Below are 26312 nucleotides of genomic sequence, written 5' to 3'. Positions count from 1 at the left end.
GAGCGTATTATGAAGAAAAAAATTGTAGCTATTTTAGGTGCTTCATGTTTGTTAGTTGGTTGTGGTAGTCAAAATTTAGGGCCACTAGAAGTAAAGACCACGCAACTTCGCGATGAAAATCATAAGTTGAAAAGTAACATTCAGGATTTAAAACAACAAATTAGTAAAGAAAAAAGTAACATCACAGCTTTGGAAAAAGATAAAAAAAACATAGCTACAGCTAAAAATAACAATAAGAAAGTTACAAACTTAAAAGCATCTTCTACATATTATCAAGACATTGCTAAATCTATTAAACAGTACGATGTAATTGAAAGTGATGTCACGAAAAATAAAGATGATAAAAAAATTCAAGAAAAACTTACCGATATCACTAATAAAATTGATACAGCCTTTACTACGTACAAAAACGATATAAATAAAGAAAAAATGAGTAGTGATGACAAGGAAAAAAATAAAGACATTACTAAACTCAATAAAAAATTAAGTGATGCAATGAGTGATATTAGAGAAGGTTACAATGGCAAAGATAAGAAAAAAATTCAAAAGGGACAAAATGCTTTATCAACTATAAGTATCAATAATAGTCAAAGTTAGAATCACATAGGAGTGTTTTAAGTGAAACAAGCGATATTTTATATTGTCATCGCCGTGGCAGTAGTTGGATTAATTCTTAATTTAGATGCATTTATTTTTAGTTTTGTAAGAATGGCAATTAGCTTAGCGGTATTTGCTGGAATTATTTACGCAATTTATTATTTCTTCTTTTTGACAGAAGATCAACGTAAATATAAGCGTGCGCAACGTAAATATAAAAGACAAAATAGAAAGAAAAAATAAGTGCTATTTTAAAAGCGCAACGACATTGAATGTCGTTGCGCTTTTTAATACTTTTTCATTTATTTTCTATAATTCCATTCATCCGATTTATACTTTTCAATTAAGGTATTTATTTCTTCTTTTTGGTTTTGATTAAGCTCTAGTGGTTTGAAATTGATGTCTAAGCCTTTTTTAAATCCAATTTCAAAAGCTTCTTCCATTTCTTCTAGTGTAATATATCGATCTGAAATATCATTAATGGCGACTGCTTTGTCTACAAAGGCTTGTTTCATTTTATCTTTTAAACGCTCATTTTTGAATATAAACATGTCAAATAGATCGTCAATGTCCACATCTTGCAATAACGAACCGTGTTGTAAAATAACGCCTTTTTGTCTAACTTGGGCGCTACCTGCTATTTTTCTACCTTCTACTACTAATTCATACCAGCTCGGAGCATCGAAACATACAGCACTTCTTGGTTGTTTGAGTTTAGCTCTTTCTTCTTTCGAGCGAGGAATGGCAAATGAAGCATCAAAACCTAAATGCTTAAACCCTTCTAACAATCCCTCAGAAATTACTCTATAAGCCTCTGTAACCGTCGAGGGCATGTCTGGATGTGATTCTGGAACAATGACACTATAAGTTAATTCTTTGTCATGTAGCACACCTCTACCGCCTGTTTGACGTCTGACAAGTCCATATCCTTTTTCTTCAACTTTATCGATATCAATTTCTTTTGTAAGCCTTTGAAAGTAACCAATAGATAATGTTGCAGGATCCCAAGTATAAAATCTAATGACAGGATCTATTTCCCCTCTGGAAACAAAATTCAGTAAGGCTTCATCCATCGCCATATTAAAATAAGGATCTTTACTCCCAGTATTGATAAAATTCCATGTTTCTGTCACATTCAAAACTCCAATCGCTAAATTAAATTGTGATAACATATATTTTGTGTTATCGTTTTCAATAATTGTATAAGTTTGTCAGTCTTTCTTATTAATCAAAAGCAAAAATATTTTGATAAATTGGGCTAACAGTCTTATAATATATAATATCGGTTAATTAGGGAGGATGCAAGATGAGTAATTTTTGGTTTATAGCGTTAGCAGTTTTAATAATTATTATCGCTTACATGCTAATCAATTATCTTCTTAATAAAAGAGCAGTCACAGAATTAAACCAAAATGAATTCCATAATGGTTTGCGTAAAGCTCAAGTTATTGATGTAAGAGAAAAAGTAGATTATGATTACGGCCACATCAATGGTGCGCGTAACATACCAATTACTATGTTTAAACAAAGATATCAAGGTTTGAGAACAGATCAACCTATTTATCTGTGCGATGCTAATGGCATTGCCAGTTATCGTGCCGCTAGAACTTTAAAGAAAAATGGGTATAAAGATGTTTATATGCTTAAAGGCGGATACAAAAAATGGACTGGTAAAATCAAATCTAAAAAGTAGTTTAAATATTTCACTTAATAATAAGCGAGTCACTATATTTCATGTATAGTTACTCGTTTTTTATTAAAATAGACAAAAATAAATCCGGATAATTAATTATCCGGATTTATTTAATATAATACTTATTCTTTTTCAGAACGAAGATTTTCAAATTTTAAAACAGGTTGTCTAGCTGCTTTAGTTTCATCTAATCTATCTATGATTGTTGTATGTGGTGCTTCTAAGACTTTATCTGGATCTTCTTTTGCTTCATTTGCAATTTCAATCATTTTATCACAGAAATAATCAAGGGTTTCTTTAGATTCTGTTTCAGTTGGTTCAATCATCATACCTTCCTCAACATTAAGTGGGAAGTAAATTGTTGGTGGATGAACACCGAAATCAAGTAATCGTTTAGCCATATCTAACGTTCTGACACCGTGTTCTTTTTGTTTTGAACCACTTAATACAAATTCATGTTTACAATATTGTGGATAAGGGATTTCGAAATGATCCTTCAATCGAGCTTTAATATAATTTGCATTTAATACAGCTGCCTCAGAAACTTCTTCAAGTCCTTTATTCCCCATCGTACGAATATAAGTATAAGCTCTTAGATAGATACCAAAATTACCGTAAAAAGGTTTTACACGTCCTATAGAATTTTCGATATCATTATCATATTTATATACATCGTCTTCTTTGACTACCATTGGTTTTGGTAAGAAACTAGCTAATTCTTTTTTCACACCGACTGGTCCAGAACCTGGTCCACCGCCACCATGAGGTCCAGTAAATGTTTTGTGCAAGTTAAGATGTACCGCATCAAACCCCATGTCTCCTGGCCTTACTTTGTCCATAATGGCATTTAAATTCGCACCATCATAATATAATAATCCGCCAGCTTCATGAACAATATTTCTTATATCCATAATATTTTTTTCAAATATACCTAATGTATTAGGATTTGTAAGCATAATTGCTGCAGTGTTTTCATTTACAACTCTTTTTAAGTCGTCAATATCAACTTCACCGCGTTCGTTCGATTTAACTGTAACCGCTTTGAAACCAGCAAATGCTGCAGAAGCTGGGTTAGTACCATGTGCGGAGTCAGGTACAATAACTTCATCACGATGTCCTTCACCATTTTTTTGATGGAATGCCTTGAATATCATCAATGCAGTCCATTCACCATGTGCACCGGCAGCTGGTTGCAACGTTACTTCATCCATACCGGTTATTTCTTTAAGTTCTTCCTGTAAACTATGAATTATTTCTAAAGAACCTTGAACTTGTGATTCATCTTGCAGTGGATGTGACTCGGCGAATCCTGGTATTCTTGCTATTTTTTCATTGATTTTTGGATTGTATTTCATTGTACATGAACCTAAAGGATAAAATCCTGAATCAACACCAAAGTTTTTATTAGAAAGCTCAGTATAATGACGTACTAAATCTAATTCAGCGACTTCAGGTAGTTCTGCTTTATTTTTTCTTATAAATTTGTCGTCTAATAATTTTTCTACTGCACCGTTATCTATTTCTTTTTTGGGTAACGAATATGCATAACGACCTTTTTTAGAACGTTCAAATATTAATGGACTAGATTTACTTACTACCATTTAATTCACCTGCTTTCTTAACAAATGTATCTATCTCATCTTTAGTTCTTAATTCTGTTACTGCTACTAACATTTGATTTTCATAATCCTTTGAGACTTCACTTAAATCAAAACCGCTAATAATATCTTGTTGTAGTAATGCATCATTAATATCTTTTACAGGTTTATTAAACTTCACGACAAATTCATTAAATGATGTGCCATTTGAAACTTCTAAACCAGCTTCTTTAAATTGTGCTTTTGCATAATTAGCATTTTCAAAGTTTTGTACTGAAATGTCATAAATACCTTGTTTACCTAATGCGGACATGCAAATTGAAGAAGCTAATGCATTTAATGCTTGGTTTGAACAAATGTTTGAAGTGGCTTTATCTCGACGAATATGTTGTTCACGTGCTTGTAGCGTTAAAACGAAACCACGATTTCCATCTCCATCTTCAGTCTGTCCAACCAAACGTCCCGGTATTTTTCTCATTAATTTTTTCGTTGTTGCAAAGAAACCACAATGCGGACCACCAAATTGCGCTGGTATACCAAATGGTTGTGTGTCTCCTACAACAATATCCGCTCCAAAACTACCTGGCGGTGTCAATAAACCTAAAGCAAGTGGATTGGCATAAACAATAAACAGTGCCTTTTTGTCTTCAATAAATGAATGTATTTTTTCTAAATCCTCAATAGATCCATAAAAGTTTGGATACTGCACAGCAACTGCCGCTGTATCATCGTCAATTGCATTTTCTAATTTTTCTAAATCTGTAATTGTACCATCAAGGTCTACTTCTACAACTTCAAATTCTTCTCGAGTTTTAACGTAAGTTTTTAATACTTGCAAAGCTTGATAATGTAGTCCTTTTGAAACAACTATTTTATTTTTACGCGTTTGATTAAATGCTAAAATACATGCTTCTGCGAAACTTGTAATACCATCATACATAGATGAGTTTGCAATATCCATATCTGTTAATTCGCAAATTAATGTTTGGAATTCAAAGATAGCTTGTAATTCACCTTGCGAAATTTCTGGTTGGTATGGAGTATAAGCAGTATAAAATTCAGAACGAGAAATCATTGCATCTACAACTGCTGGTGCGTAATGATCATAAACACCTGCGCCTAAAAATGAACTATGCGTTTCTTTAGTTACATTTTTGCTTGCAATTCTGCTTAAGCGTTTTGTCAATGTCGTTTCAGCTTCACCATCTGGTATGGCCAACTCTCTATTTAATAAAATATCTTTTGGAACATCTCCAAATAATTCACTTATAGAGCTTGCTCCGATTGTATCCAACATTTCTTTTTTATCTTGTTCAGTTAATGGAATATAACGATGACTCACAGTAACACCCCTTTGATTTATTTACTAATCTGATTTTTTTTAACAATTTTAGCTTTAACTTGTCTTTTTCTAACCTGTACAACAACTTCTTTTCCCATTTCAAAAGCATCTCGATTGATTAGGGCTAGTCCAATTGATTTACCAGTTAAAGGTGATTGCGTACCTGAAGTAATTTCTCCAATTTGATTACCGTCTAAATCATATACTTCATACCCTGTTCTTGGAATACCTTTGTCGATCATTTCTAATCCTACTGTTCTTCGTTTAGAACCATTCTCTTTTTGATCTTTTAGTACTGATTTACCAATAAAATCGGCTTCTATTAATGGTTTTGCAGCAAATGCTATACCCGCTTCATATGGTGTGATTGTTTCGCTTAAATCTTGACCGTGTAATGGCAGTCCAGCTTCTAATCTTAATGTGTCTCTAGCACCTAAACCGCATGGTGTCACATCATTTTTTAGAATTTCATCCCACAAATATGGTGCATCGTCTGCATTACAGTATATTTCAAATCCATCTTCACCTGTGTATCCAGACTGTGACAGTATTACATTTTTACCAAAGAATTCAACGTTTTGTTCAAATTCAAATGGTTTCATTTCAGATACATCAATATTTACATATTGTTGGACTAAATCACGTGCTTTTGGCCCTTGTATAGCTAGTTGACCATATTCAGTTGATACATTAATAACTTCAGCATCAAATGCTTTAGCTTTTTCGTACATCCACTCAAAATCTTTTTCAGTATTTCCAGCATTAACAACTAAAAGATAAACATTTTCTTCTAATTTATAAGTAATTAAATCATCAATGATGCCACCTTGTTCATTACATAAAGCTGTATACTGCGCTTTATGCGTTGTTACATTGTCAGTATCATTTGAAAGCAAATACTGTACTAAATTAGAAGCATCTGAACCTTTTATGATAATTTCTCCCATATGACTTACGTCAAATAAACCCATTTCAGTTCTAACTGCATTATGTTCTTCTTTAATACTAGAAAATTGGACTGGCATAGCCCATCCACCAAATTCTACGATTTTAGCCCCACTATCTACAAAAGTTTGATATAGTGGTGTTTTTTTAAGTTCATTGGACATGAAGAAACCTCCTAAAGATTATATAATAAAAAAACAGGGTAGCCTAAACTACCCTGTTGTAATATTTCAGGAATGCGTTACAGTATTATCCTTTTGCCTGAGAGTTTCGTAAAAACTTGCACCTTCGGCGATGGACTAAAGTTAAGTTATATTAAGTATAACTACCATTCTCTCTAATACTGATCATTCGCAAACAATCGCTTCCATGATATCATTTTGTAAATCTGAAAGAGATTGACTACTATTTACTTTTATGAATGCGATTTCATTATATCTTGAAACCCTAGATGAATACAAGCTTTTTAATTCAAATAACGATTTATTATTTGCATTTGGTCTATTGCTGTCATTTTTAATTCTTTTGTAAAGAATTTCTATATCACAATCTAACCAGATTACTTTTGGCTGTTCTTTTAATATTCGGAATGATTCATCGCCTTCTATTATACCACCGCCGGTTGAAATGATATCATAACGTTGAACACATTCTTGTAGATATTCATTTTCTAATTTTCTAAATCCTTGCTCACCAATGGCTTCGAAAATTTCAGGGATAGATTTATTTTCCTGTATTGCTATATGTTCATCTAAGTCAATATAGGAGAGTTGATTATTACTTGCTAGAAATTGACCCAAAGTTGTCTTACCTGTTCCCATAAATCCAATAAGTATGAGTGGTTCTATTTTATTATTCAAAACTAACTTCCTTTTTTATGTATGTGTTTATTTGATCTTTATAATACGATTCAATATTATCTAAGATTTTTAATTGTAATCCAATTTGAAATGTATAAATCGTAATTAAAGATAAATATAGCATAAATATGACTAGCATAAAAGGATACATATAAGCAGGATGATTAGAAAACAATTTTCTTTTCATAATAAATACCTTTCTCAAAAATTTTAAAATTAATTACTACAGATTTATCATTAACAATTTTGAACTTTGCACTAACAACATTATGTAATGTAGTAATGTTTCCTTTTCCATCTAACGTTTTAATTAATTTGTTATTTTTAAATTCATAAATGATGTTTCTCTGTTTATTTCTAATTACAATATGGTGTTCATCGGATTGATTTTTAAGAACATAAGCATTTTCTTTAATTAAATCTTGTGTCAAATCTCTTGAGAAAAATGCCAAGTCTACTTCTTGAGCATTCATAATTTGCTCATTGATGGTGCCTGTCGTTCTAATTAATGCGGGTAATATTGAAAAAATGAGTATAGTTATAAAAAGTGCAAACAAGACTTCTATATATGTAAAAGCTCTAAATTTATTTGAAGAAACATTTTTCATATGCTTCTCCCTTTTTGAAAACACAAATTTTGTCGTTACTCATTTTAACGCTATAATCTTCAATCATAATTCCACTTTTCAATTCCTGTCTTTTATAGTGGTAAAGTGAATTAAGTAATATTCTAGTTAGATCTATTTCATGGCTTTTGTGTTGAATATCCAACTTTAATTGCAATATCATAGGTATAAATAAGATACAAATCAGTGTGATAATTGAAAAAGATAAAAGACTATCCATCAATAACGAGGCATTAACATTAAATTTTCTCATATCTAATACGTCCTTTTTCAATATGAAATATGATTTTATAAAGATTTTTATTCGTTTTTAGGTAGACACTTCCAAATTTGTTTGTTTCTCCAATTTTATTAAATGTTATAAATTTCAAATTTGTTCTTGGATGTATAAAGCTATTTAAAGGGAGTATTATTGCTTTGGCGCTTTTATTAGAGGGGAATTGTTCATTAATAATAATTTTATTAGAGTAATCATTAAAGACCAGTGTAATTGATTGGTTATCTTTAATCGCTTTAGATTTAATATAGTTGAATTGCATAATTAAATTATTAATTTTACGTTGTTCTATTTTGTTATTATTAGTATCGAAAGCACTGATATTAAATAGTTGGAAATATAAGAGTAAACTAATAATACAGACCACAAAAAGCATTTCTATATAAGTAAATGCGCTTTTAATTTGCAACAGCTTCACCATTGTTAATAGTGATGGCTGCACCAGATTTACATGACTTTTGATTTTCTTTAATGTATCCTTCTGTAACTAAGTCTTCTATAGACGATGGCTTTTTATTAAACTTTAAAGCATACGCTTCAATTTGGCTATCAATCATTTTAAGTTGTGCCTCACATCCAGTATTTTGCAAATGAGACGATTGTTTAGCTATATTGGGTATAATTAATATTAATAATAAGCTAATTATTAATAATACAAGTAACATTTCTATTAATGTAAAAGCATTTCTATTAATTTTTAGTTTTTTCATAATTGATTTAACTTCCTCTATTCGTAATTATTTAATTGTTTGCATTAAATCAAACATAGGCAACATAATAACTAGATATAATGACACTATTAATATAGCAATTAAAGAGAAAACAATAGGTTGTATGAACTTTATGATTAAATGAATCAACTGTTCTATTTGAGACAGTATCATTTCACTATATAGTTTCATTTCTATCTCTAGCCTCCCTTTTTTCTCACCTTCTTCAACAAAAATAATCAAATTTTTTTCAAAACACTGTAAATGCTTTAATACTTCACTTAAATTTAATCCTTGTTGTATCCCTTTTGAAATTTCATTTGCTAAAAATATTAAATATTCATCTTGCTGTTTAGCGTATATTTCAACAATCTTTTGTAAAGTTATACCATTTTTATAAAATAAAGATAATTCAGAAGCTAAGCAAAATGTTTTATAATACTTGAAAAATTTCGAAATAATGGGTATTGATAAGAGGATTTTATGCTTTATTTCTATAGATGACTTTCTATATATGATGAAAATACCTAAAATGATTAGTATAAAAATTATTGAACTATATAGGAAATACGATGGGAGGTTTGTGATGAATAAAGATAGATAGAGTTGTAATGGGGAAATACTTACATCCATACTACTATATAAATTTTGAAACTCGGGGATGATTGTATGGTTTAAAATAATTAACATTATCAAAAAAACGATAAGTAACAACGCGGGGTATTGTATTGTTTTTAAAAAGCGTTGCTTCGATTTATAGTTTTTTACTAAATATTCATAAGCGTGTGGCAAAGTAATAGTTAAATCTCCAAATATTTCTGCAAAATTGATTAACGTTACGATGGATTTAGGATAATTTAGTAACCTTAATATTTTTGCGCAGCCAGCACCATTATTTAATTCTGTTTCAATTTGCAACTTTAATTGGCGATTTTTAATGTTTGTATATTGAATTAAAAAAAGACATGCTTCACTTAGCGTATAACCGCGGTCTAACAAATCTTTTAATTTTATCAATAACGTTATTTTGTTTTTTTCTGATAAATTGAAAATATTTTTAAATTTAAATATAGCGCTCCATAGTTTCCTCACAAATAACACCTGCTTTGGCTAATTGAGTTAATTGAGTAGACAAATTAGAAAATGAACTAGGTAATGTATAGTCATTGTCTATTAAATGATTTATTTGTGCTTTAGTAAGTTGTTCATATACAAGTTTTCTTTGATTATTATAAGTCGTAATTAGTCTTTGGTTTAAAACGGTTAATAAAGCTTGTTTCATTTCTTGCATCGTTAGTCCCATTTCTTTAAGCCTTAATAATGCGCCTTTACAGTTATTAGCGTGAATTGTTGTTAATACTAAATGACCACTTAGACTCGCATGCATTACTTGTTTAGCTATTATGGCATCTCTAATTTCACCAATCAAAATAATGTCAGGATCACATCTTAAAATCGCTTTAAAAGTATTTGCATAATTGATACCTGCTTTTTCATTAATCGATACTTGTGTAATTCCAGATACTAGCTGCTCCACTGGATCTTCAACTGTTATGATATTTAAATCTAACTGCTCTTTTGCATGCATGACCATTTGATACATTAAAGTGCTTTTTCCGGAACCAGTGGGTCCACTTAATAATATAAGCCCCTGTTTTTTATTCATTAATTTATATAATGTACCTAAATTACTTGTATCACTTCCTTTTTGAAAATACTGTGGAACAATTCTGATAACACAACTTTCTATTCCCAGAGATAAAGGTAGCGTGGATATTCTTAAAAAGTAAATTTGCTTGAATTTGTAAGTATATCTACCACTTTGAGCAACATTATGTTTAGACACATCTAAACCAGCTTGATATTTCATATAGGTTAATAATTTCAAATAAATATGTTGCTGTATGGATTCAATTGGTGCAAGCGTATCTTGAACTCTGAATTTAATATATATTTTGTCATTTGAAGGAATAAAGTGCACATCAGTGGCCTTTGTACTAATCGCTTTTTTAAGTATATTATTAAATAAAAGTTTCAAAAAATCCACCTCCTACTTATATACACGTAAGAGATGGATAAATTACTTCTAATCTACTTATAAAGTTTGCGTTAAATTGAAAGCTATTCACCCATGCAAATATGGGTTAAGTTGTTCATCTTCAACAGTTGTATATGGTCCATGTCCAGGGAATAATGGTAGGTCCTCTTCAAGCGTAAATAATTTATCAAGTATCGAATCTACTAAAGTTTCATAATCTCCTTTATATAAATCCGTTCTACCGATACCTTGTTTAAACAAGGTGTCTCCTACAACTGCAAAATCTTTAAATACAAAAGTTAAACTACCTGGTGAATGACCTGGCATATGCAGGACATTGAACTCAAAGTTAGCAATATTTGTCTGGCCTTCAGTTAATGATTGTGGTGTCACTGAACTAATAACTTGTGGAAGGCCATATTGTTTGAATTTTTCTGAACCGTTTTTTTGAGTATCTGTTAAAAAATCAAATTCTGCTTTATGCATGTACACGGGTACTTGATACTTTTCTACAATAGCATCTAATGCACCTATATGGTCAAAATGTGCATGCGTTAATAAAATTGCAGATAATGGCTTATTAATTTGATTTAATTTTTTAATAATCAAGTCGCTATCACTTGCAGGATCAACTAAAAGTACATTTGTCTCATTTTCTATAAAATAAGCATTTGTATCGACCAATCCTAAAGTTAAACTTGATATTTTCATTATGCTTGCCCTCCATTATTCAAATGGTTTTCCACAGATTTTAGTTTATCATTCATTTTACGTGATTTATCTCTTCTATCATCAATTCTAATATTTGTACAAACACGATCTAATCCTTTGTCAAAAGGTAACTCATGAATTGCTTGCACAACTTCGAATAGATCTTTCAAGTCACCTTCAATTAAAGTATTCATAGGTGTCAGTTGATAATCTATTTTCCCTTGATTTTTATACTCTTTTAATTTCGTTTGTATTTCAGCAATATATTTACTTACACTTGGCCCTTCTGTACCAACTGGTATAACGACTACATCTACAATTGCCATTATTTTGCACCTTCCTTTTCAATTACATAAGTATATATTAAACCTGCAGCACCTGTAATGCCTGCATCATTGCCAAGTTGCGCTTGTACGATTTCAGTATCTTTCTGTGCTGGAGTGAAAGTTAAATTATGATATTCCGTTTTAATGTTTTCAATCAAAATAAGTCCCGCAGTTGACATACCACCACCTAAAACAATGTATTTAGGGTTACTCGTTACACTTAAAATACTACATAAATAAGCAATATAATTAGCAACGCGTTCTGTGATAAATATGCAGAATTGATCTCCTGCTTTCGCCGCATCAAAAACAGCTTTTGCAGTTACATTATTTTCTTTTATTAATTGGAGTATAGATGACTTAAAAGTTAATTTTGGATAATAAAAGTTAACAAGATTAACTACGCCTGTAGCAGATGCAACTGTTTCAATACAACCCGATTTACCACAATTACATTTAAAACGTTGGTCATGGTCTACTCGGAAATGACCAATTTCAGCTCCTGAACCATTGTGTCCATGTACGATTTCGCCATTCGAAATAATACCTCCGCCAAGTCCTGTGCCAAGTGTAATTGCAACTACATCATCAACACCATTACCTGCACCTTTATGTTTCTCTCCTAGTGCAGCTACGTTAGCGTCATTATCAACATAAACTGGACAATCAACAAATTGTTTGAAAATATTCCTAACATTTACTGGTTCCGTCCAATATAAATTGACTGCACCGTTAACTTCACCCGTTTCAAAATTAACAGGACCAGGAACTCCTATACCAACACCGATAACATCAGAAAAAGTATAATCAGATTGATCAATATATGCGACAAAAGCATTATAAATATTTTTCAACAATTGATAACCCGTTGTATCTGATGTATCCGTGTTAATTGACCATTTTGAAATACGATTTAAATTTTCATCAAAACAACCTAATTTACAAGTTGTACCACCTATATCTGCTGCTAGTATGATTTTATTCATATATTACTTACTCCTTCTCTGACTAATGATTAATCTGCATTTTAAATATTCATCTTTTGATATAAGATTATAATCATATAAAGATTTTATCTCTTGTTCCATCATTTCATACATATCCGCTTTATCTTTAAAGTATATAATAAAGCCGAATTTTTTTAAAAGTTGCTGAACATCGTAAAATGAATTAATTTTCTGAATCACTATTATCGCTCAATTCTTTATTTAAATTAATATAATCTCTATTATTTGGATTAGCTTTTAATGCATTTTTGATATACTTTTTAGCTTTATCATTATTATCCAATGATTTATTTGCAATTGCGAGTTGGTAATTTAAGATACCTGAATTAGGGAAATATCGTAAGCCACGTTCCCAAGATGCGATGCCCTCAGCTTTAGAATTTTGTGTTGTTTTAATCAATCCACTTAAATAATATGTTTCATCATCTGCATAGCTTTTATTGATTGTACGTTGAACCATATTTTTCGCTTCATCATAATTACCTTGTTTCATTTCTTTAGTAATAATGCTGTTATAGATATTATCTTCCTTAATGGTGAAAATTCTAACCTGAGCAGCTAAAAATAAAACAAGAATAGTAATTAAAATAATCCAAAAACGTGTTTTATTCGTTTTGAAATAATATCCCATTAATGTAATCAATAATCCGCCAATAAATCCACCAATATGGGCCACGATATTTATATTTTGCATAAATAAAGATAAACCAATCATAATGACAAGTACAATTAATAATTGACCGATAAGCTTACGATTAAATTGTTTGCCTATATACATAAATGTGAAAATTGCACCAATAAGGCCAAAAATCGCACCGCTAGCTCCTACCGAAACGGTATCAGTATTAAAAGATAAAGAAGCAAAGTTACCAAATAAACCAGCTACCAAATAGATAACGAACATACGCCAATGACCTACAATTGATTCAACTATTTTACCAAATATGAATAAACTCAACATATTCATTAATATATGTTCAAAATTATAATGTAAAAATATAGATGTTATCAAACGATACCATTCACCATGAACAACATTAAAATGCACTAATCCACCAACATCTAAAAGCTTTAAATCTGAGGAACGATTTAAAAACAATACCATAAATAACCAAATCACAACATTTAATATGATTAAAGCATAGGTCACTGGAGAAAACTTCAACATGTGTTTTTCAATTGGATTCGTATTTAAAGCACGCTGTTTATAATACCCTTTTGTTTGCTTTGTATTTCTTTTATATAATTGTTTGATAAAGACATTAGGGAGCAAGCGTTCCATATGATCTACTTCTCTAATTATCTTGACCTTAAATTTTACTGGATGATTTTCATTTAAATTTTCATCTGTAAAATGCTTATCAGTAAAAATAAACAATTCATAATTATTAGGTTCAAAACCTAGAAAAGTACTGATATCTTGCTGATTTTCTTGGATTCTGCTTTTATCAAATCTCACTTCTTGTGTTGAATTTGCTCCATATTTGAAAATAACGATACTACGCTTACGTTGATTCGCTAACCAAACTTCGTTAGTTTCTTGATTTTTATGTACAACATGATAATTTAGATATTTAATCCAAGTGTAAATACACTTCCAATAATGCTTTTCTGTAATCATTTTCCCCTCCATTATCTTGTTGTCGCTATGATTAGTTTTTCTACAGGTTGATCATGTGTTTCAACTTTAAAGTCACTTAATTGAAAATCATAAATTAAACTCATCGTTAGTTGATTATATGTACTGATAAATTTATCAAAGTAACCGCCACCATAACCAATTCTATAGCCACTATCATTAAAAGCTACCCCAGGAACAACTAATAAATCTAATTCATTGGATATTTCAGTCTTTGTATTTATATGATTTATCCCTTTAGCATCTTTATCAATATGCTTTAAATCGTCAATATGTTTAAAAGACATTTCACGCAATTGGTAATTTGTTTCAGGTACAAATACTTGTTTACCATCGTCTAGCATCTGTTGAATCAAAGTATATGTATTAACTTCGTGTGGCATGGATAATACAATACCTATACGAGAAGCAGTGCGGTATTCATCGGTATTAAAAAATTGATTAGCTAAAAACTGATCTGCTCGTTGTTTTTCCTGTTTGTTTAACATAAAAGATTTCATTAATTCAATATGTTTTTTTCTCAATAATTTTTTATCCATTTTGTACACCTTCCCGTAATTCATACTTTTATCATTATAACGTTAATGAATTATAATGTCATTAAACTGCAATTTGAATCACAATTTTTTTATAAGATTTAAGTTATGAAAATTTAAAATGTTAATTATAAATTGATTTATTCACTCATTTTAATAAACCAGATAAAAATAACCAGATTCTAATAGAATCTGGTTTAAATAATATTAATTATTTTGTTTCACGGTGCATAGTGTGCTTGTTATCACGTGCACAGTGTTTTTTCATTTCTATACGTTCAGGATTAGTACGTTTATTTTTTGTAGTGATGTAGTTTCTTTCTCCACATTCTGTACAAGCTAGAGTTACGTTTACGCGCATGCTAATTCCTCCTTACCTTTTCAAAATACGACTAATTAATCATACCATTTAGTTATAAAATTGAAAAGTATTATTTTTCAATAAAGGCGACTATACCAGTATTTTCAATAAAATTGATGCTAAAATATTAATCTTTTGACTTTTCTTTGAAATAGTAATTAATAACATCTCGTCCTAAATCGCCACCATTTAACCATGGCTCAGGTACTGGTTGGTTTGTATATACAATAGAAAATGCAAGCTGTGGATTTTTGATTGGCGCATAACCAATGTAAGTTGAATTAACTCTTGGTTCGCCATCTTGAAATACTTCCGCAGTTCCAGTTTTACCAGCTGATGGTACTTCTGTATCTTTGAAACTTTGATAACCAGTTCCATCTTTTTCGTTAAATGCCATTTTGAATCCTTCTTGTACTTCGTTCACTTCATTTTGTGTATTATTAACTTTATTCAACACTTGACCTTTCACTTTTTCTTTAACTGGCCCAAGCGTTTCTTTGTTAGTCGCTTTTCTAATTTCTAAACCAACATGTGGTTGAACTCTATAACCATTATTACCGATTGTTGAAACGTATTGAGATAATTGCATAGGAGTGTAGGTATCATATTGTCCTATGGCTAAATCAAGGTAATTACCAGGATTGTCTGTTAATGGCTCAATTTGTCCGTTTGTTTCATTTGGTAAATCAATACCTGTTTTCACTCCTAAACCAACCTGATTTAAACCTTTACGCAATTTTTGTCCAGCGCTCGTAATATCGGTTGGTAATGACATATTCGGAGTATAAGGTGATCCGGCTAATTTTAATGCTGTTTTGAACATATAAACGTTTGATGAATGCATGAGTGCTTCTTTATCGTCAATTCTTACTTTACCATCTTGGTTGAAATAAGAATGTTTTGTTAAACCACCAGCGAATTTAAGCGGCTCATCAATCATTTCTTCTCCAACTTTAATTGCATTATTTTGATAGCCAGCAAGTAGCGTGCCGCCTTTTACTGAGGAACCAACTGCATATTGAGAAGTAAATGTTCCAATATCATAATCTGTTAAATCACCATTTTTATCTATTTGCTTACCTGCCATTGCTAAGATATCACCATTATTTGGGTTTTGCACAACAATTAATGCATTGTCCATATCTTTAGCGCCTTCACTACGCAATTTTGAGATTTGCTTTTCTAAATATTCTTCAGTTTTCTTCTGTAAATCTATATCAATACTTAATACAAGATCATCGCCACGTGAACCTGGATTAATTACTTTAGAGTCTATAACTTCACCTGATTTATCAGTGGTATATTTCATTTCTTTTTTCTTACCTTTTAAAATATCATCATATTGATATTCTAAATATGATTTACCTACACGATCGTTTCGAGAATACCCTTTGGCTAAATACTGCTCAGTCAATTCTTTTGGAATACCTTCTTTAGTCGTAGAAACGTCACCGAAAATGCCTCTTAACGTATCACCATATGGATATTTTCTATCCCAATCCATAGTCGTATTTACACCCGGCATATCAGATAATTTTTGCGAAACGGCTGCATACTCTTCATCACTTACATCTTCATTTTTAATTGTTTGTGGATCAAGTGCAGAACCAGACATCATTTCTCTATAAATAGCAAGGATTTGTAAATCTTTATCATTTAGTGAGTTGATTTGATTTTTACCTACTTTATTATATAAAGCATCATCATATTCATCTTGGGTAATATTACCGTCATCTAACAATACTTGCTCGTTTTTCATTAAACTTTTAGCTTTATTTGGATGAAGTTGTATCCAATAATCTTGTTTATCACGATCAGTAATTTTATCTGTATCCATTTTAATAAGTTTTGATAATTTTTCAGCAGTTTTCAATACTTCTGATTGTGAAGTTTTTCTTCCTCTTGCATATGTAATCGCTTTTTTAGAAGCATTGTCGACAAGGACTTTGCCATTCCTATCTAGAATACGACCTCTAGGAACAGCTTCGTTGACTGTCAGGTTTTCACTATTTTTAATAAGTTGCTTATAATGAGAACCTTGTGCAATTTGTAAATATCCTAATCTTAAAACAATTATCGCAAAAATGAATACAATGATTCCAAATATAAAGCTAATTCTTTTATTCATCGTATTTCTAATTTTTTCATCATTTGATTTTTCTTTTAATCTTTTTAGCAAAACAGCATACCTCTATTCAATAGTTCTCACTACAAATGATATATGAAATCAGTCAATATTTCTATTATTTTAGTTAAAAAAATGACGACCTTTGAAAAGGCCGTCATAATCGTCCGCGCAATTATTTTGCAGCGTTATATAATTCGTCAACTTTTTCCCAATTAACAACATTCCAGAAAGCACTAATATAGTCTGGACGTTTATTTTGGTATTTAAGGTAATATGCGTGTTCCCAAACATCTAATCCTAAGATTGGTGTTTTACCTTCAGTTAATGGGTTATCTTGGTTAGGTGTTGTAACGATTTCTAAGTTACCGTTATTCACAACTAGCCATGCCCAACCTGAACCGAAACGAGCTGCTGCTTTGTCAGCAAATTCTTCTTTAAATGCATCTAAAGAGCCCCATTGTTCTTTAATTTTATCAACAACAGTACCTTTTTCTTCTGAGTTTGGAGTTAATAATTCCCAGAATAGTGAGTGGTTTAAGTGTCCACCACCATTATTTCGAACAGCTGTTTGAATATTTTCTGGAACACTGTCTAAGTTTGCAACAATTTCTTCGATTGATTTAGATTCTAAATCAGTTCCTTCTACTGCTGCATTTAATTTAGTTACATAAGTGTTATGGTGTTTGTCATGGTGAATTTCCATTGTTTGTTTATCAATGTGTGGTTCCAATGCATCAAAACCATAAGGTAAATTTGGTAATTCAAAAGCCATAAATAATCATCCTCCTAATTAATCTTTAAATAAAGCATAACAATTATTAATGATGACAACAATTAATATGCTTAAACATTAATTGTAATGTCATAATATAGTATTTGTTATCTTTAGTTACTCTATTAGTATATCTCAAAAACAGCTTATTTAAACATGTTTATCAAACAATTTTAAAAATTCACTTTAATTCATACTAATGACCTATGTTTAAAAAGAGATAAGCTTGTAGAAAGAATGAATTTGTCACGTTTTACATTAAATCAATTACTCATATATTATGCTTTTTGGCACGATTCGCATATGCCATAAACTTCTAATTTATGTGTGTGAATATCTACTTTTGGTAAAAATGCTTTAATTTGATCAATTGGACAAAAATCTATTACTTTTGTATCGCCACAGGATTCACAAATAAAATGATGGTGATGATGATCAGTACATGCAATTCTGAATTTCATTTCTCCATCTAATTCAGTACCTTCTACAATACCTAAATCTTTAAATAAATGTAAGTTTCTATAAATTGTATCGAATGAAATGCCAGGGTAATTTTTGTCCATTTTTTGTTGTATTATTTTTGCATTGATGTATTTATCTTCTTCTACAAAAATATCAATCATTTCACGTCTTTTATTTGTATATTTGTGTCCATGATTTTTAATAATGCCAATAGCTTCTTCAGTCTTCATCTTTAGCAACTCCTTTAATCGATTTTACTTTTAATCTTTGATACATCATCGTTATTGCTAAAATAAGTACAAGTAGTACTACTATTACACCGCCAGGAGATATATTCATATAAAATGCTAGAACAAGTCCAGCGATAACAGAAAACTCTCCAATAATCACGCTCAATATAATTAATTGTTTAAATCCTTTAGTTATTCGCATTGAAACTGCTACTGGTAACGTAATTAAAGCACTTACCAATAATATGCCTACAACACGCATAGAAGCAGAAATTACCATTGCAACGATAATTATAAATAAAAATTGTATCCATTTTGGAATTCCAATTACTTTACTATATTCCTCATCGAACGATAATATAAATAGTTCTTTATAAAATGAGAAAATAAATATGAGTACGATAACTACAATCACGATAATAGTTGATAAATCACTTAATGTAACAGCACTGATTGAACCAAATAATAGCCCAACTATTTCTTGGTTAAATCCATCAGCGAGTGATATAAAGATAGCACTTAATGCAATACCTGCGCTCATGATGATAGGTATCGCAATTTCCTGATAATTACTATAAGATGTTCTTAAATTCTCTATAAGTAAAGCGCCTATAATAGCAAATAAAATACCAAACCACATTGGGTTAATAAATACAAATGCTGGTATCACCGTTATAATGAACATGCCAAAGGAAATACCTCCCAGTGTAACATGACTGAGTGCATCGGCAATGAGTGACAATCTTCTAACAACGATAAAAGCACCAATAAGTGGTGCAATGAAACCAATTAATATACCACTGATAAGTGAATATCTCATAAAATCAAAATTCAGTAGGGCTTCTATCATGATGAACAACACTCCCTACTATGTTGATGATCAACAAATTGTATTGGATGACCATAAATTTTTGAAATTTCTACTTCGTCTAGAGATTTAAATGCTTCTGTTGTTCCATGGAAATGTAAATGTTTATTGAGACATGCAACCTCTGTAGCTGTATCGGCAACCACACCAATATCATGCGTTACTAGTATAATTGTTACGCCTTCATTTTTGAGTCTTTTCAACGTTTCATAAAATTCACTAACATGTTTTGCATCAATACCACTGGTCGGTTCATCTAAAATTAATACCGAAGGCTCACTTATAAGTGCTCTAGCTATTAAGACGCGTTGTTGTTGTCCTCCGGATAATTCAGCAATGTTTTTATCTATTAAATGTTCTATATTCAGTCTTTTTAATACAATTTCTACTTTTCTCTCATCTTTTTTATTGAACCATTGAAACAGTCTTTTACGTTTAGTTAGACCACTTATCACAACTTCTTTAACACTTGCAGGGAACCCCGCTTTAAAGGCTTGTGCTTTTTGTGAGACGTAACTTATTTTTAACAATGATTGTTTGCCATTATAATCTTTTCCATCCACATATATTTGACCTTTTTGGATAGGTAATAACCCTAGGATAATTTTCAATAGTGTTGATTTTCCAGCACCATTGGGTCCTACAATTGCAACAAACTCTCCTCGATTAATTTTTATATTTATATTTTCAAGTACTTGTTTGTTATCAAAATAATAATCAATATTTTTTAATTCGAATACTGGTGTAGTCATGTTTTCACCTCGTTCTATACTATACAACGTCGAACCCAATATGTAAATAGTAATGTTTCCGAATTAACAAAAAAGAGTAAGCACAAATAGCCTATTTTATATCTAGGATACTTACGCTTACTCAATTCAATATATTAGTTTAATTTTAAACAAACATTATTGTTGTAATATTTTATTTTTTAAATCTTCATCAAATTTTTGCTGTTTTAACATTTCAATTTCTAATTTATATGGTGGTTTTTTATTTTTTTTATCTTCACCTACATAAGGTGTTTCTAATATCTTAGGTATATCTTTAAATGTATCATGATGTACGACATAATTTAATGCATCAAAGCCAATATATCCAAAACCGATATTTTCGTGTCTATCTTTATGTGCACCAATATCATTTTTACTATCATTGACGTGTACTACTTTAATTCTATCTACACCGATAATTTTATCAAATTCATTTAGTACACCATCAAAATCTTCTTTAACATTATAGCCAGCATCATGTGTATGACATGTGTCGAAACAAACCGATAAACGATCATTATGGTTTACACCATCTATAATTCTTGCTAGCTCTTCAAAGTTTCTACCTACTTCAGAACCTTTTCCAGCCATCGTTTCTAATGCAATTCTTACATTATTATCGTTCGTTAAAACTTCGTTTAAACCTTCTATAATTTTTTTAATACCAGCATCTGTACCTTCTCCTACATGAGAGCCTGGGTGTAAAACAATATCTTGTGCACCAAGTGCTTGTGTTCTTTCGATTTCACTTTGAAGAAACTCTACACCCAATTCAAAGACATGGGGTTTAACAGTATTTGCGATATTTATAATATAAGGTGCGTGAACAACAATATTGGAAAGACCATGTGCTTTCATTATCTCATGACCTTTTTCAATATTTAATTCTTCGATAGGTTTTCTTCTAGTATTTTGAGGTGCACCCGTGTAAATCATAAAAGTAGATTCGCCAAATTTATGTGCTTCTTCAGCTGAACCTTCTAACATTTTTTTACCATTCATAGATACATGTGATCCTAATAACATAAAATTCACCTATCCTTTTCTATTTTTTCTATCTTGACGACTTTTCTGTTTACTAAATTGTTTACGTTCCTTACGTTTTAAATCATCTAAATCTCTTTTGAATTTTTTCTTATAGCCTGGCTTTACTTTTTTCTTATTCGTTTTAACTTTATATTTCAATTGATTTGTTAAGTGATCGTCTTTATTTTTACGCGTTTGTCGCATATTATGCGCTTTTATTGGTTTTAATTCATCGTCTTTGATATCTACATTTTCGAATTTATAACCTCTTTGCTCAATTAATGCAATATTATGCTCTTCATCAGGACTGTACAATGTAATTGCTACACCTTTGTATTGACCACGTCCTGTACGTCCAACTCTATGTGTAAAGAAATCAATATCATTAGGCACATCGAAGTTAATTACATGGCTTACACCGTCAATATCTATACCACGTGAAGCTAAATCACTTGCAATCACAAATTGGAATTCTAAATTTCTAATTCTTTTCATTTGTTGTTTACGTTCTCTAGGTGTAAGACCACCGTGAATCATCCCTAATTTTAAACCAGCAGCATTTAATTGTTTTGCTAATTCATCTGCACTATCTCTACTGTTACAGAATATAATACATAAATATGGATTTAATATATCGATCAGTTTTAGTGTTTTTTCTATTTTTGCTTCACCTTTTGTAGGTATTAAATAAAATTCGATATTTTTCTTATTTTTTTCTGTGTTTTCAATTTCTACAAATTCTGGATTTTCTAAATATTTATTTAAAAATGGGTGCAATGACTTAGGAATAGTTGCACTAAATACTGCAATATGTGCATTTTCATCTAGTCTTGTTGCTACGTAATCCACTTCATCTATTAGTCCTAAATCAATCATTAAATCTGCTTCATCAATCACCAAATAAGAAGCTAAGTGTACATGTAAATCCCCATGTTTAGCTAAATCGTTAATTCGAGTTGGTGTGCCTATGATAAGTTGCGGTTGGTTCTTAACTCGGCTACGATCTTTTTCGATATCTGTGCCGCCAATGAAGAGTTTTACAGATACGTCTTCTTTGAATCTTGTTAAATGACTTGCTACATCAAATAGTTGTTGTGCTAGTTCACGTGTTGGTGCAACAACTATTGCTTGTGGTTCTTTATAGTCTGTATCGATTGAATTTAATAATGGTAATAAAAACGCATGTGATTTTCCTGTGCCTGTTTGTGATTGACCAATTAAATTCACTTGTTTAATTATCTTTGGTATGACACGTGTCTGTATTTCAGTCGGTTGATTAAAATTCAAATCTTTCACAGCATCTATAAGACCTGCTTCTAAATTAAATTTTTCAAATGGGTGATTTGCCATGTCTTGGCCTCCTTAAATCTTCATCTTGTCTATTATAAAGCAAAACACTATAATTTTGAACTAAATTATTGATTTGGAATCTGACTTTGAACCTTTAAGTAGTCTTTGTAGAGAAATACGCACCTTATCAAAATAATTTCGCAGAACAATCTTACTTTTTACTCTACAGCATTTAAAATGGTTGAGATACTTATTTATATCTCAACCACTTATTAACTTATTTAGTGTATCTACCATAAAAAAGTATCCCTAATAATTCATATAGTATTTTACTATTTGTTGTTTCTATTGATTCGGGCATATTTTGGTTTAAGATAACCTATAAATTTTTAAAATTTTAATTATAGATAGTTGAAGGGATCTGTATTAAGTTTTGACGCTATAATTTTAAAATCTTCTGTTTCATTATTTAACCAATCTACTAATAACTCACATAAACCTTCTTTCATTACATATTCACTGTAATGATTAATATCTAATAGATTCATACCTGCGATTTTTGCATCTAAAGCATCATGGTGTTTTATGTCTCCTGTTACAAATATATCTGCACCTTTATTTATAGCGTCAAATTCAAATCCAATACCTGAACCACCAATAATTGCTACTGTTTTAATGTCTGCATCTAAATTACCTGTAAATCTAACACTAGGCATTTTCAAATTCGTTTTCACATGGTTTACAAATGCCATTGTATTCATCGTTTCTTCCAATTCACCAAGCATTCCCAAGCCATAATCTGCTTCTTTTTGTAATTCTATAAAATCAAATACAGGTGTTTCATATGGATGGTGTTGCATTATAAGTTGTTGAGCTAGTTGTTTCTGATTATAATCAATCATAAATTCTAATTTATATTCTTCAACAGATGAAATTTGGTCTAATTCACCAATGTGCGGATTGGCACCCTCAATCGGTTTGAATTGTCCATTTCCTGGGGTTTCAAAGAAACAATATTGATAATCCCCTTCTTCTGCTAATCCTGCTTCACTTAATTTATTTTTAAAGTCTATTAAATTTTCTTTAGGAATAAAGACTTGAACTTTATAATAGGAGCGTAACTCAGGATTTAAAATACGTTGATGATTTAACTTAAGTTTATTGGCAAGCATTGCATTAACGCCTTTAGGGTAAACATCTAAATTTGTATGTAGTGCAATGACATTCATATCATGTTTAATTAATTTTCTTAAAATTGCACCATAACCATCATCTTGTGTTATTTGTTTGATTCCTTTGAAGATAAGTGGATGGTGACAAATAATGGTATTACAGTGATTTTTTAATGCGTCATCTACTACTTCTTCAGTACAATCAAGTGCAGTCATAATGCCTGAAATCGTTGCGCTTTTATTGCCAATTAACAATCCTACATTATCCCAAGATTCAGCAGAAGCAAATGGAACATGCTTATTAATGATATTCAGTAAATTTTCTATGTTCATTTAAATCACCTCATTAATTAAATTAATATCCTTATCAATTTCTCTTAAACGTTCTGTATGTACATTTGGATTCAAATTACTTTTTATTTTTAACAATGCGTCATGTTCGCGTTTCCATTTTTTATAAAATAATGGGGTTTTATTTTGGAGTAATTTTGGGCCAAATTTTATTTCTTGTTCAGTCATAGGTTCACAATGATTATTATAATCAGCAACAAGTATTTCATAGATGTGACCTTTTTCTTCCAAAATTTCTTCTGCGATTATAGTGTAGTTTAACTTTAATAGTTGCTCACGTATTGCACTAGATTGAATATTACTTTGTAATATCAGTCTAGGTTTGTTTTCTAATTTTTCAGTGCCTTCATTTAATATTTTAGCGATTAATGGACCACCCATGCCACAAATTGATACAGAAGTGACATGGTCTTCGGGTCTTATAACAGTTAAGCCATCTCCGAGCCTAACATCAATTTCATGACTCAGTTTATAATCTCGTACATTGCGAATAGACGCATCAAATGGTCCTTTAATCACTTCCCCAGCAATTGCAGAATCAATTAAATGATTTTCAATGGCATAAATTGGTAGGTAGGCGTGATCTGATCCAATGTCAGCTAAACAATTACCTTGAATAAAAGTACTTACTTTTTTTAATCTCTGATTTAATGGAATCATATTGTTACTCCTCTGATATATGTAAAAAAGGAGCGGGATTGAAATCTAAAAATGTAATTAGATTTCGTATGCCCGCCCCCTACAAAGATAAATTGATTTCAAAATACTTAGCGTGAGTGAATTTAGAAATCAGTCAGTCATTGCTTTAACAATTTATACACAATAACGTGTGGTTTCCAATTTATGTTTATATTACTTGTTAGTCCATAAAGTCTTTTAGACGTTTACTTCTGCTTGGGTGTCTTAGTTTTCTAAGCGCTTTTGCTTCTATTTGACGAATACGTTCTCTAGTAACGCCAAATACTTTACCTACTTCTTCTAATGTGCGCGTACGTCCATCATCCAAACCAAAACGTAAGCGTAGTACATTTTCTTCACGGTCCGTCAATGTATCTAAGACATCTTCTAATTGTTCTTTTAACAATTCATAGGCCGCATGATCAGAAGGACTTTGAGCCTCTTGGTCCTCAATAAAATCACCTAAATGACTATCATCTTCTTCACCAATTGGTGTTTCAAGTGATACAGGTTCTTGAGCAATTTTTAAGATTTCTCTTACTTTTTCTGGTGGTAAATCCATTTCTTCCCCTATTTCTTCAGGTGCAGGATCTCTACCTAAATCTTGTAATAATTGTCTTTGAACACGAATTAATTTGTTAATTGTTTCTACCATGTGTACCGGTATACGAATTGTACGTGCTTGGTCAGCAATCGCACGAGTGATTGCTTGACGAATCCACCAAGTTGCATAAGTTGAAAATTTAAATCCTTTATTAAAATCGAACTTTTCTACTGCTTTGATTAAACCCATATTACCTTCTTGAATAAGGTCAAGGAAAAGCATGCCACGACCTACATATCTTTTAGCAATACTTACTACAAGTCGTAAATTGGCTTCAGCTAATCGAGATTTCGCAACTTCATCGCCCTGCTCAATTTTTTTCGCCAATTCAATTTCTTCTTGAGCGTTTAATAAATTTACTCGTCCGATTTCTTTTAAATACATACGCACTGGATCATTTATTTTTACGCCTGGAGGTGCACTTAAATCATTTGGATTTAATTTGGAATCTTTATCTGAACTATCTTTTTCATTAACTAAACTTATGTCATTATCAGTTAATTGATCAAATAATTCGTCCATTTGATCAGAATCCATTTCGAAATTTTGCAGTTTTTCTGCAATTTCTTCATGACTAAGGTGCCCTTCTTTTTTACCTTTTTCAATTAATTGTTTTTTTACATCTTCTAAAGTTAGAGATGGATCAATCGTTTGTTTTTTAACTTTAACGTTATTTCCAGACATGAAATGGC

Annotated in this window: 30 protein-coding genes and 1 riboswitch; of the genes, 3 read left to right on the top strand and 27 right to left on the bottom strand. The window is 30.8% G+C overall.

Annotated elements, in window-relative coordinates; translation table 11 throughout:
- Positions 1-9: 9 nt before the first annotated feature.
- Positions 10-597 (top strand): hypothetical protein, encoded by a 588-nt coding sequence (locus ACM6UH_RS07415; RefSeq protein ID WP_048787385.1) that lies wholly within the window; start codon positions 10-12, stop codon positions 595-597.
- 21 nt (positions 598-618) lie between these two features.
- Entirely contained in the window at positions 619-840 is a 222-nt protein-coding gene (locus ACM6UH_RS07410; RefSeq protein ID WP_011303032.1) for an SA1362 family protein, read from the top strand.
- A gap of 59 nt (positions 841-899) precedes the next feature.
- Here the strand turns inward: ACM6UH_RS07410 and ACM6UH_RS07405 are convergent, their stop codons facing one another.
- Complete coding sequence (locus ACM6UH_RS07405) at positions 900-1730, bottom strand: lipoate--protein ligase family protein (protein WP_011303031.1); 831 nt, start codon at positions 1728-1730, stop codon at positions 900-902.
- A 173-nt stretch (positions 1731-1903) separates the two neighbouring features.
- On the opposite strand from ACM6UH_RS07405, the gene ACM6UH_RS07400 reads away from it, so the two are divergent.
- A complete protein-coding gene (locus ACM6UH_RS07400) occupies positions 1904-2290 on the top strand; it encodes a rhodanese-like domain-containing protein (RefSeq protein ID WP_011303030.1) in 387 nt (128 codons plus the stop codon).
- Between the two features lie 122 nt (positions 2291-2412).
- Here the strand turns inward: ACM6UH_RS07400 and gcvPB are convergent, their stop codons facing one another.
- From gcvPB to rpoD, 26 genes are all read right to left on the bottom strand, one after another.
- Positions 2413-3891 carry an aminomethyl-transferring glycine dehydrogenase subunit GcvPB gene (gene gcvPB / locus ACM6UH_RS07395; RefSeq protein WP_011303029.1) on the bottom strand — a complete coding sequence of 493 codons (1479 nt, stop codon included), beginning with the start codon at positions 3889-3891 and terminating at the stop codon, positions 2413-2415.
- Positions 3878-5230, bottom strand: coding sequence for an aminomethyl-transferring glycine dehydrogenase subunit GcvPA (gene gcvPA, locus ACM6UH_RS07390; RefSeq protein ID WP_047503899.1), 1353 nt, complete (start codon positions 5228-5230; stop codon positions 3878-3880). The genes gcvPB and gcvPA overlap by 14 nt, the downstream gene beginning before the upstream one ends.
- Before the next feature lie 17 nt (positions 5231-5247).
- Entirely contained in the window at positions 5248-6339 is a 1092-nt protein-coding gene (gene gcvT, locus ACM6UH_RS07385; RefSeq protein ID WP_011303027.1) for a glycine cleavage system aminomethyltransferase GcvT, read from the bottom strand.
- Between the two features lie 75 nt (positions 6340-6414).
- Positions 6415-6526, bottom strand: a riboswitch (glycine riboswitch).
- Complete coding sequence (locus ACM6UH_RS07380; RefSeq protein WP_002483192.1) at positions 6523-6996, bottom strand: shikimate kinase; 474 nt, start codon at positions 6994-6996, stop codon at positions 6523-6525. It overlaps the preceding riboswitch by 4 nt.
- 203 nt (positions 6997-7199) lie before the next feature.
- Entirely contained in the window at positions 7200-7643 is a 444-nt protein-coding gene (gene comGF, locus ACM6UH_RS07375) for a competence type IV pilus minor pilin ComGF (RefSeq protein ID WP_011303025.1), read from the bottom strand.
- 257 nt (positions 7644-7900) lie between these two features.
- A complete protein-coding gene (gene comGD / locus ACM6UH_RS07370) occupies positions 7901-8356 on the bottom strand; it encodes a competence type IV pilus minor pilin ComGD (RefSeq protein WP_225791589.1) in 456 nt (151 codons plus the stop codon).
- Entirely contained in the window at positions 8337-8648 is a 312-nt protein-coding gene (comGC, locus tag ACM6UH_RS07365) for a competence type IV pilus major pilin ComGC (RefSeq protein WP_011303023.1), read from the bottom strand. The genes comGD and comGC overlap by 20 nt, the downstream gene beginning before the upstream one ends.
- 27 nt (positions 8649-8675) lie before the next feature.
- Positions 8676-9740, bottom strand: coding sequence for a competence type IV pilus assembly protein ComGB (gene comGB / locus ACM6UH_RS07360; protein WP_011303022.1), 1065 nt, complete (start codon positions 9738-9740; stop codon positions 8676-8678).
- Positions 9712-10686, bottom strand: a complete 975-nt coding sequence (comGA, locus tag ACM6UH_RS07355) for a competence type IV pilus ATPase ComGA (protein ID WP_011303021.1) — start codon at positions 10684-10686, stop codon at positions 9712-9714. The genes comGB and comGA overlap by 29 nt, the downstream gene beginning before the upstream one ends.
- An 87-nt stretch (positions 10687-10773) precedes the next feature.
- A complete protein-coding gene (locus ACM6UH_RS07350; RefSeq protein ID WP_011303020.1) occupies positions 10774-11397 on the bottom strand; it encodes an MBL fold metallo-hydrolase in 624 nt (207 codons plus the stop codon).
- Positions 11397-11723 (bottom strand): MTH1187 family thiamine-binding protein, encoded by a 327-nt coding sequence (locus ACM6UH_RS07345; protein WP_002483185.1) that lies wholly within the window; start codon positions 11721-11723, stop codon positions 11397-11399. The genes ACM6UH_RS07350 and ACM6UH_RS07345 overlap by 1 nt, the downstream gene beginning before the upstream one ends.
- Entirely contained in the window at positions 11723-12709 is a 987-nt protein-coding gene (locus ACM6UH_RS07340; protein WP_011303019.1) for a glucokinase, read from the bottom strand. The genes ACM6UH_RS07345 and ACM6UH_RS07340 overlap by 1 nt, the downstream gene beginning before the upstream one ends.
- A 3-nt stretch (positions 12710-12712) precedes the next feature.
- The gene (locus tag ACM6UH_RS07335; RefSeq protein WP_037538382.1) at positions 12713-12910 is read right to left on the bottom strand and encodes a YqgQ family protein; all 198 of its coding nucleotides are present in this window, start codon (positions 12908-12910) and stop codon (positions 12713-12715) included.
- On the bottom strand, positions 12894-14351 hold the full coding sequence (locus ACM6UH_RS07330; protein WP_061050598.1) for a rhomboid family protein: 1458 nt from the start codon (positions 14349-14351) through the stop codon (positions 12894-12896). The genes ACM6UH_RS07335 and ACM6UH_RS07330 overlap by 17 nt, the downstream gene beginning before the upstream one ends.
- 11 nt (positions 14352-14362) lie before the next feature.
- A complete protein-coding gene (locus tag ACM6UH_RS07325) occupies positions 14363-14908 on the bottom strand; it encodes a 5-formyltetrahydrofolate cyclo-ligase (protein WP_011303016.1) in 546 nt (181 codons plus the stop codon).
- 208 nt (positions 14909-15116) lie between these two features.
- A complete protein-coding gene (gene rpmG / locus ACM6UH_RS07320; RefSeq protein WP_002483181.1) occupies positions 15117-15266 on the bottom strand; it encodes a 50S ribosomal protein L33 in 150 nt (49 codons plus the stop codon).
- Between the two features lie 127 nt (positions 15267-15393).
- On the bottom strand, positions 15394-17445 hold the full coding sequence (locus ACM6UH_RS07315) for a peptidoglycan D,D-transpeptidase FtsI family protein (protein WP_061050597.1): 2052 nt from the start codon (positions 17443-17445) through the stop codon (positions 15394-15396).
- 121 nt (positions 17446-17566) lie between these two features.
- Complete coding sequence (locus ACM6UH_RS07310; RefSeq protein WP_011303014.1) at positions 17567-18166, bottom strand: superoxide dismutase; 600 nt, start codon at positions 18164-18166, stop codon at positions 17567-17569.
- Positions 18167-18444: 278 nt separating this feature from the next.
- Complete coding sequence (locus ACM6UH_RS07305; RefSeq protein ID WP_002483178.1) at positions 18445-18858, bottom strand: Fur family transcriptional regulator; 414 nt, start codon at positions 18856-18858, stop codon at positions 18445-18447.
- Positions 18848-19708, bottom strand: coding sequence for a metal ABC transporter permease (locus tag ACM6UH_RS07300; RefSeq protein ID WP_041080610.1), 861 nt, complete (start codon positions 19706-19708; stop codon positions 18848-18850). Before ACM6UH_RS07300 ends, ACM6UH_RS07305 begins: the two co-directional genes overlap by 11 nt.
- Positions 19705-20478, bottom strand: coding sequence for a metal ABC transporter ATP-binding protein (locus ACM6UH_RS07295; protein ID WP_011303012.1), 774 nt, complete (start codon positions 20476-20478; stop codon positions 19705-19707). Before ACM6UH_RS07295 ends, ACM6UH_RS07300 begins: the two co-directional genes overlap by 4 nt.
- A gap of 156 nt (positions 20479-20634) precedes the next feature.
- On the bottom strand, positions 20635-21525 hold the full coding sequence (locus ACM6UH_RS07290) for a deoxyribonuclease IV (RefSeq protein WP_011303011.1): 891 nt from the start codon (positions 21523-21525) through the stop codon (positions 20635-20637).
- 9 nt (positions 21526-21534) lie between these two features.
- The gene (locus ACM6UH_RS07285; protein ID WP_011303010.1) at positions 21535-22875 is read right to left on the bottom strand and encodes a DEAD/DEAH box helicase; all 1341 of its coding nucleotides are present in this window, start codon (positions 22873-22875) and stop codon (positions 21535-21537) included.
- A 341-nt stretch (positions 22876-23216) separates the two neighbouring features.
- A complete protein-coding gene (locus tag ACM6UH_RS07280) occupies positions 23217-24320 on the bottom strand; it encodes a Nif3-like dinuclear metal center hexameric protein (RefSeq protein ID WP_047503917.1) in 1104 nt (367 codons plus the stop codon).
- Complete coding sequence (locus ACM6UH_RS07275) at positions 24321-24998, bottom strand: tRNA (adenine(22)-N(1))-methyltransferase (RefSeq protein ID WP_011303008.1); 678 nt, start codon at positions 24996-24998, stop codon at positions 24321-24323.
- A gap of 199 nt (positions 24999-25197) precedes the next feature.
- Positions 25198-26304: an RNA polymerase sigma factor RpoD gene (gene rpoD, locus ACM6UH_RS07270; protein ID WP_011303007.1), complete on the bottom strand. Its 1107-nt coding sequence runs from the start codon at positions 26302-26304 to the stop codon at positions 25198-25200.
- Positions 26305-26312 lie beyond the last annotated feature (8 nt).

The organism is Staphylococcus sp. LKG4-2 (genome assembly GCF_050955665.1).
Classification (GTDB): domain Bacteria; phylum Bacillota; class Bacilli; order Staphylococcales; family Staphylococcaceae; genus Staphylococcus; species Staphylococcus saprophyticus.
This window is presented reverse-complemented; position numbering and strand designations above follow the sequence as displayed.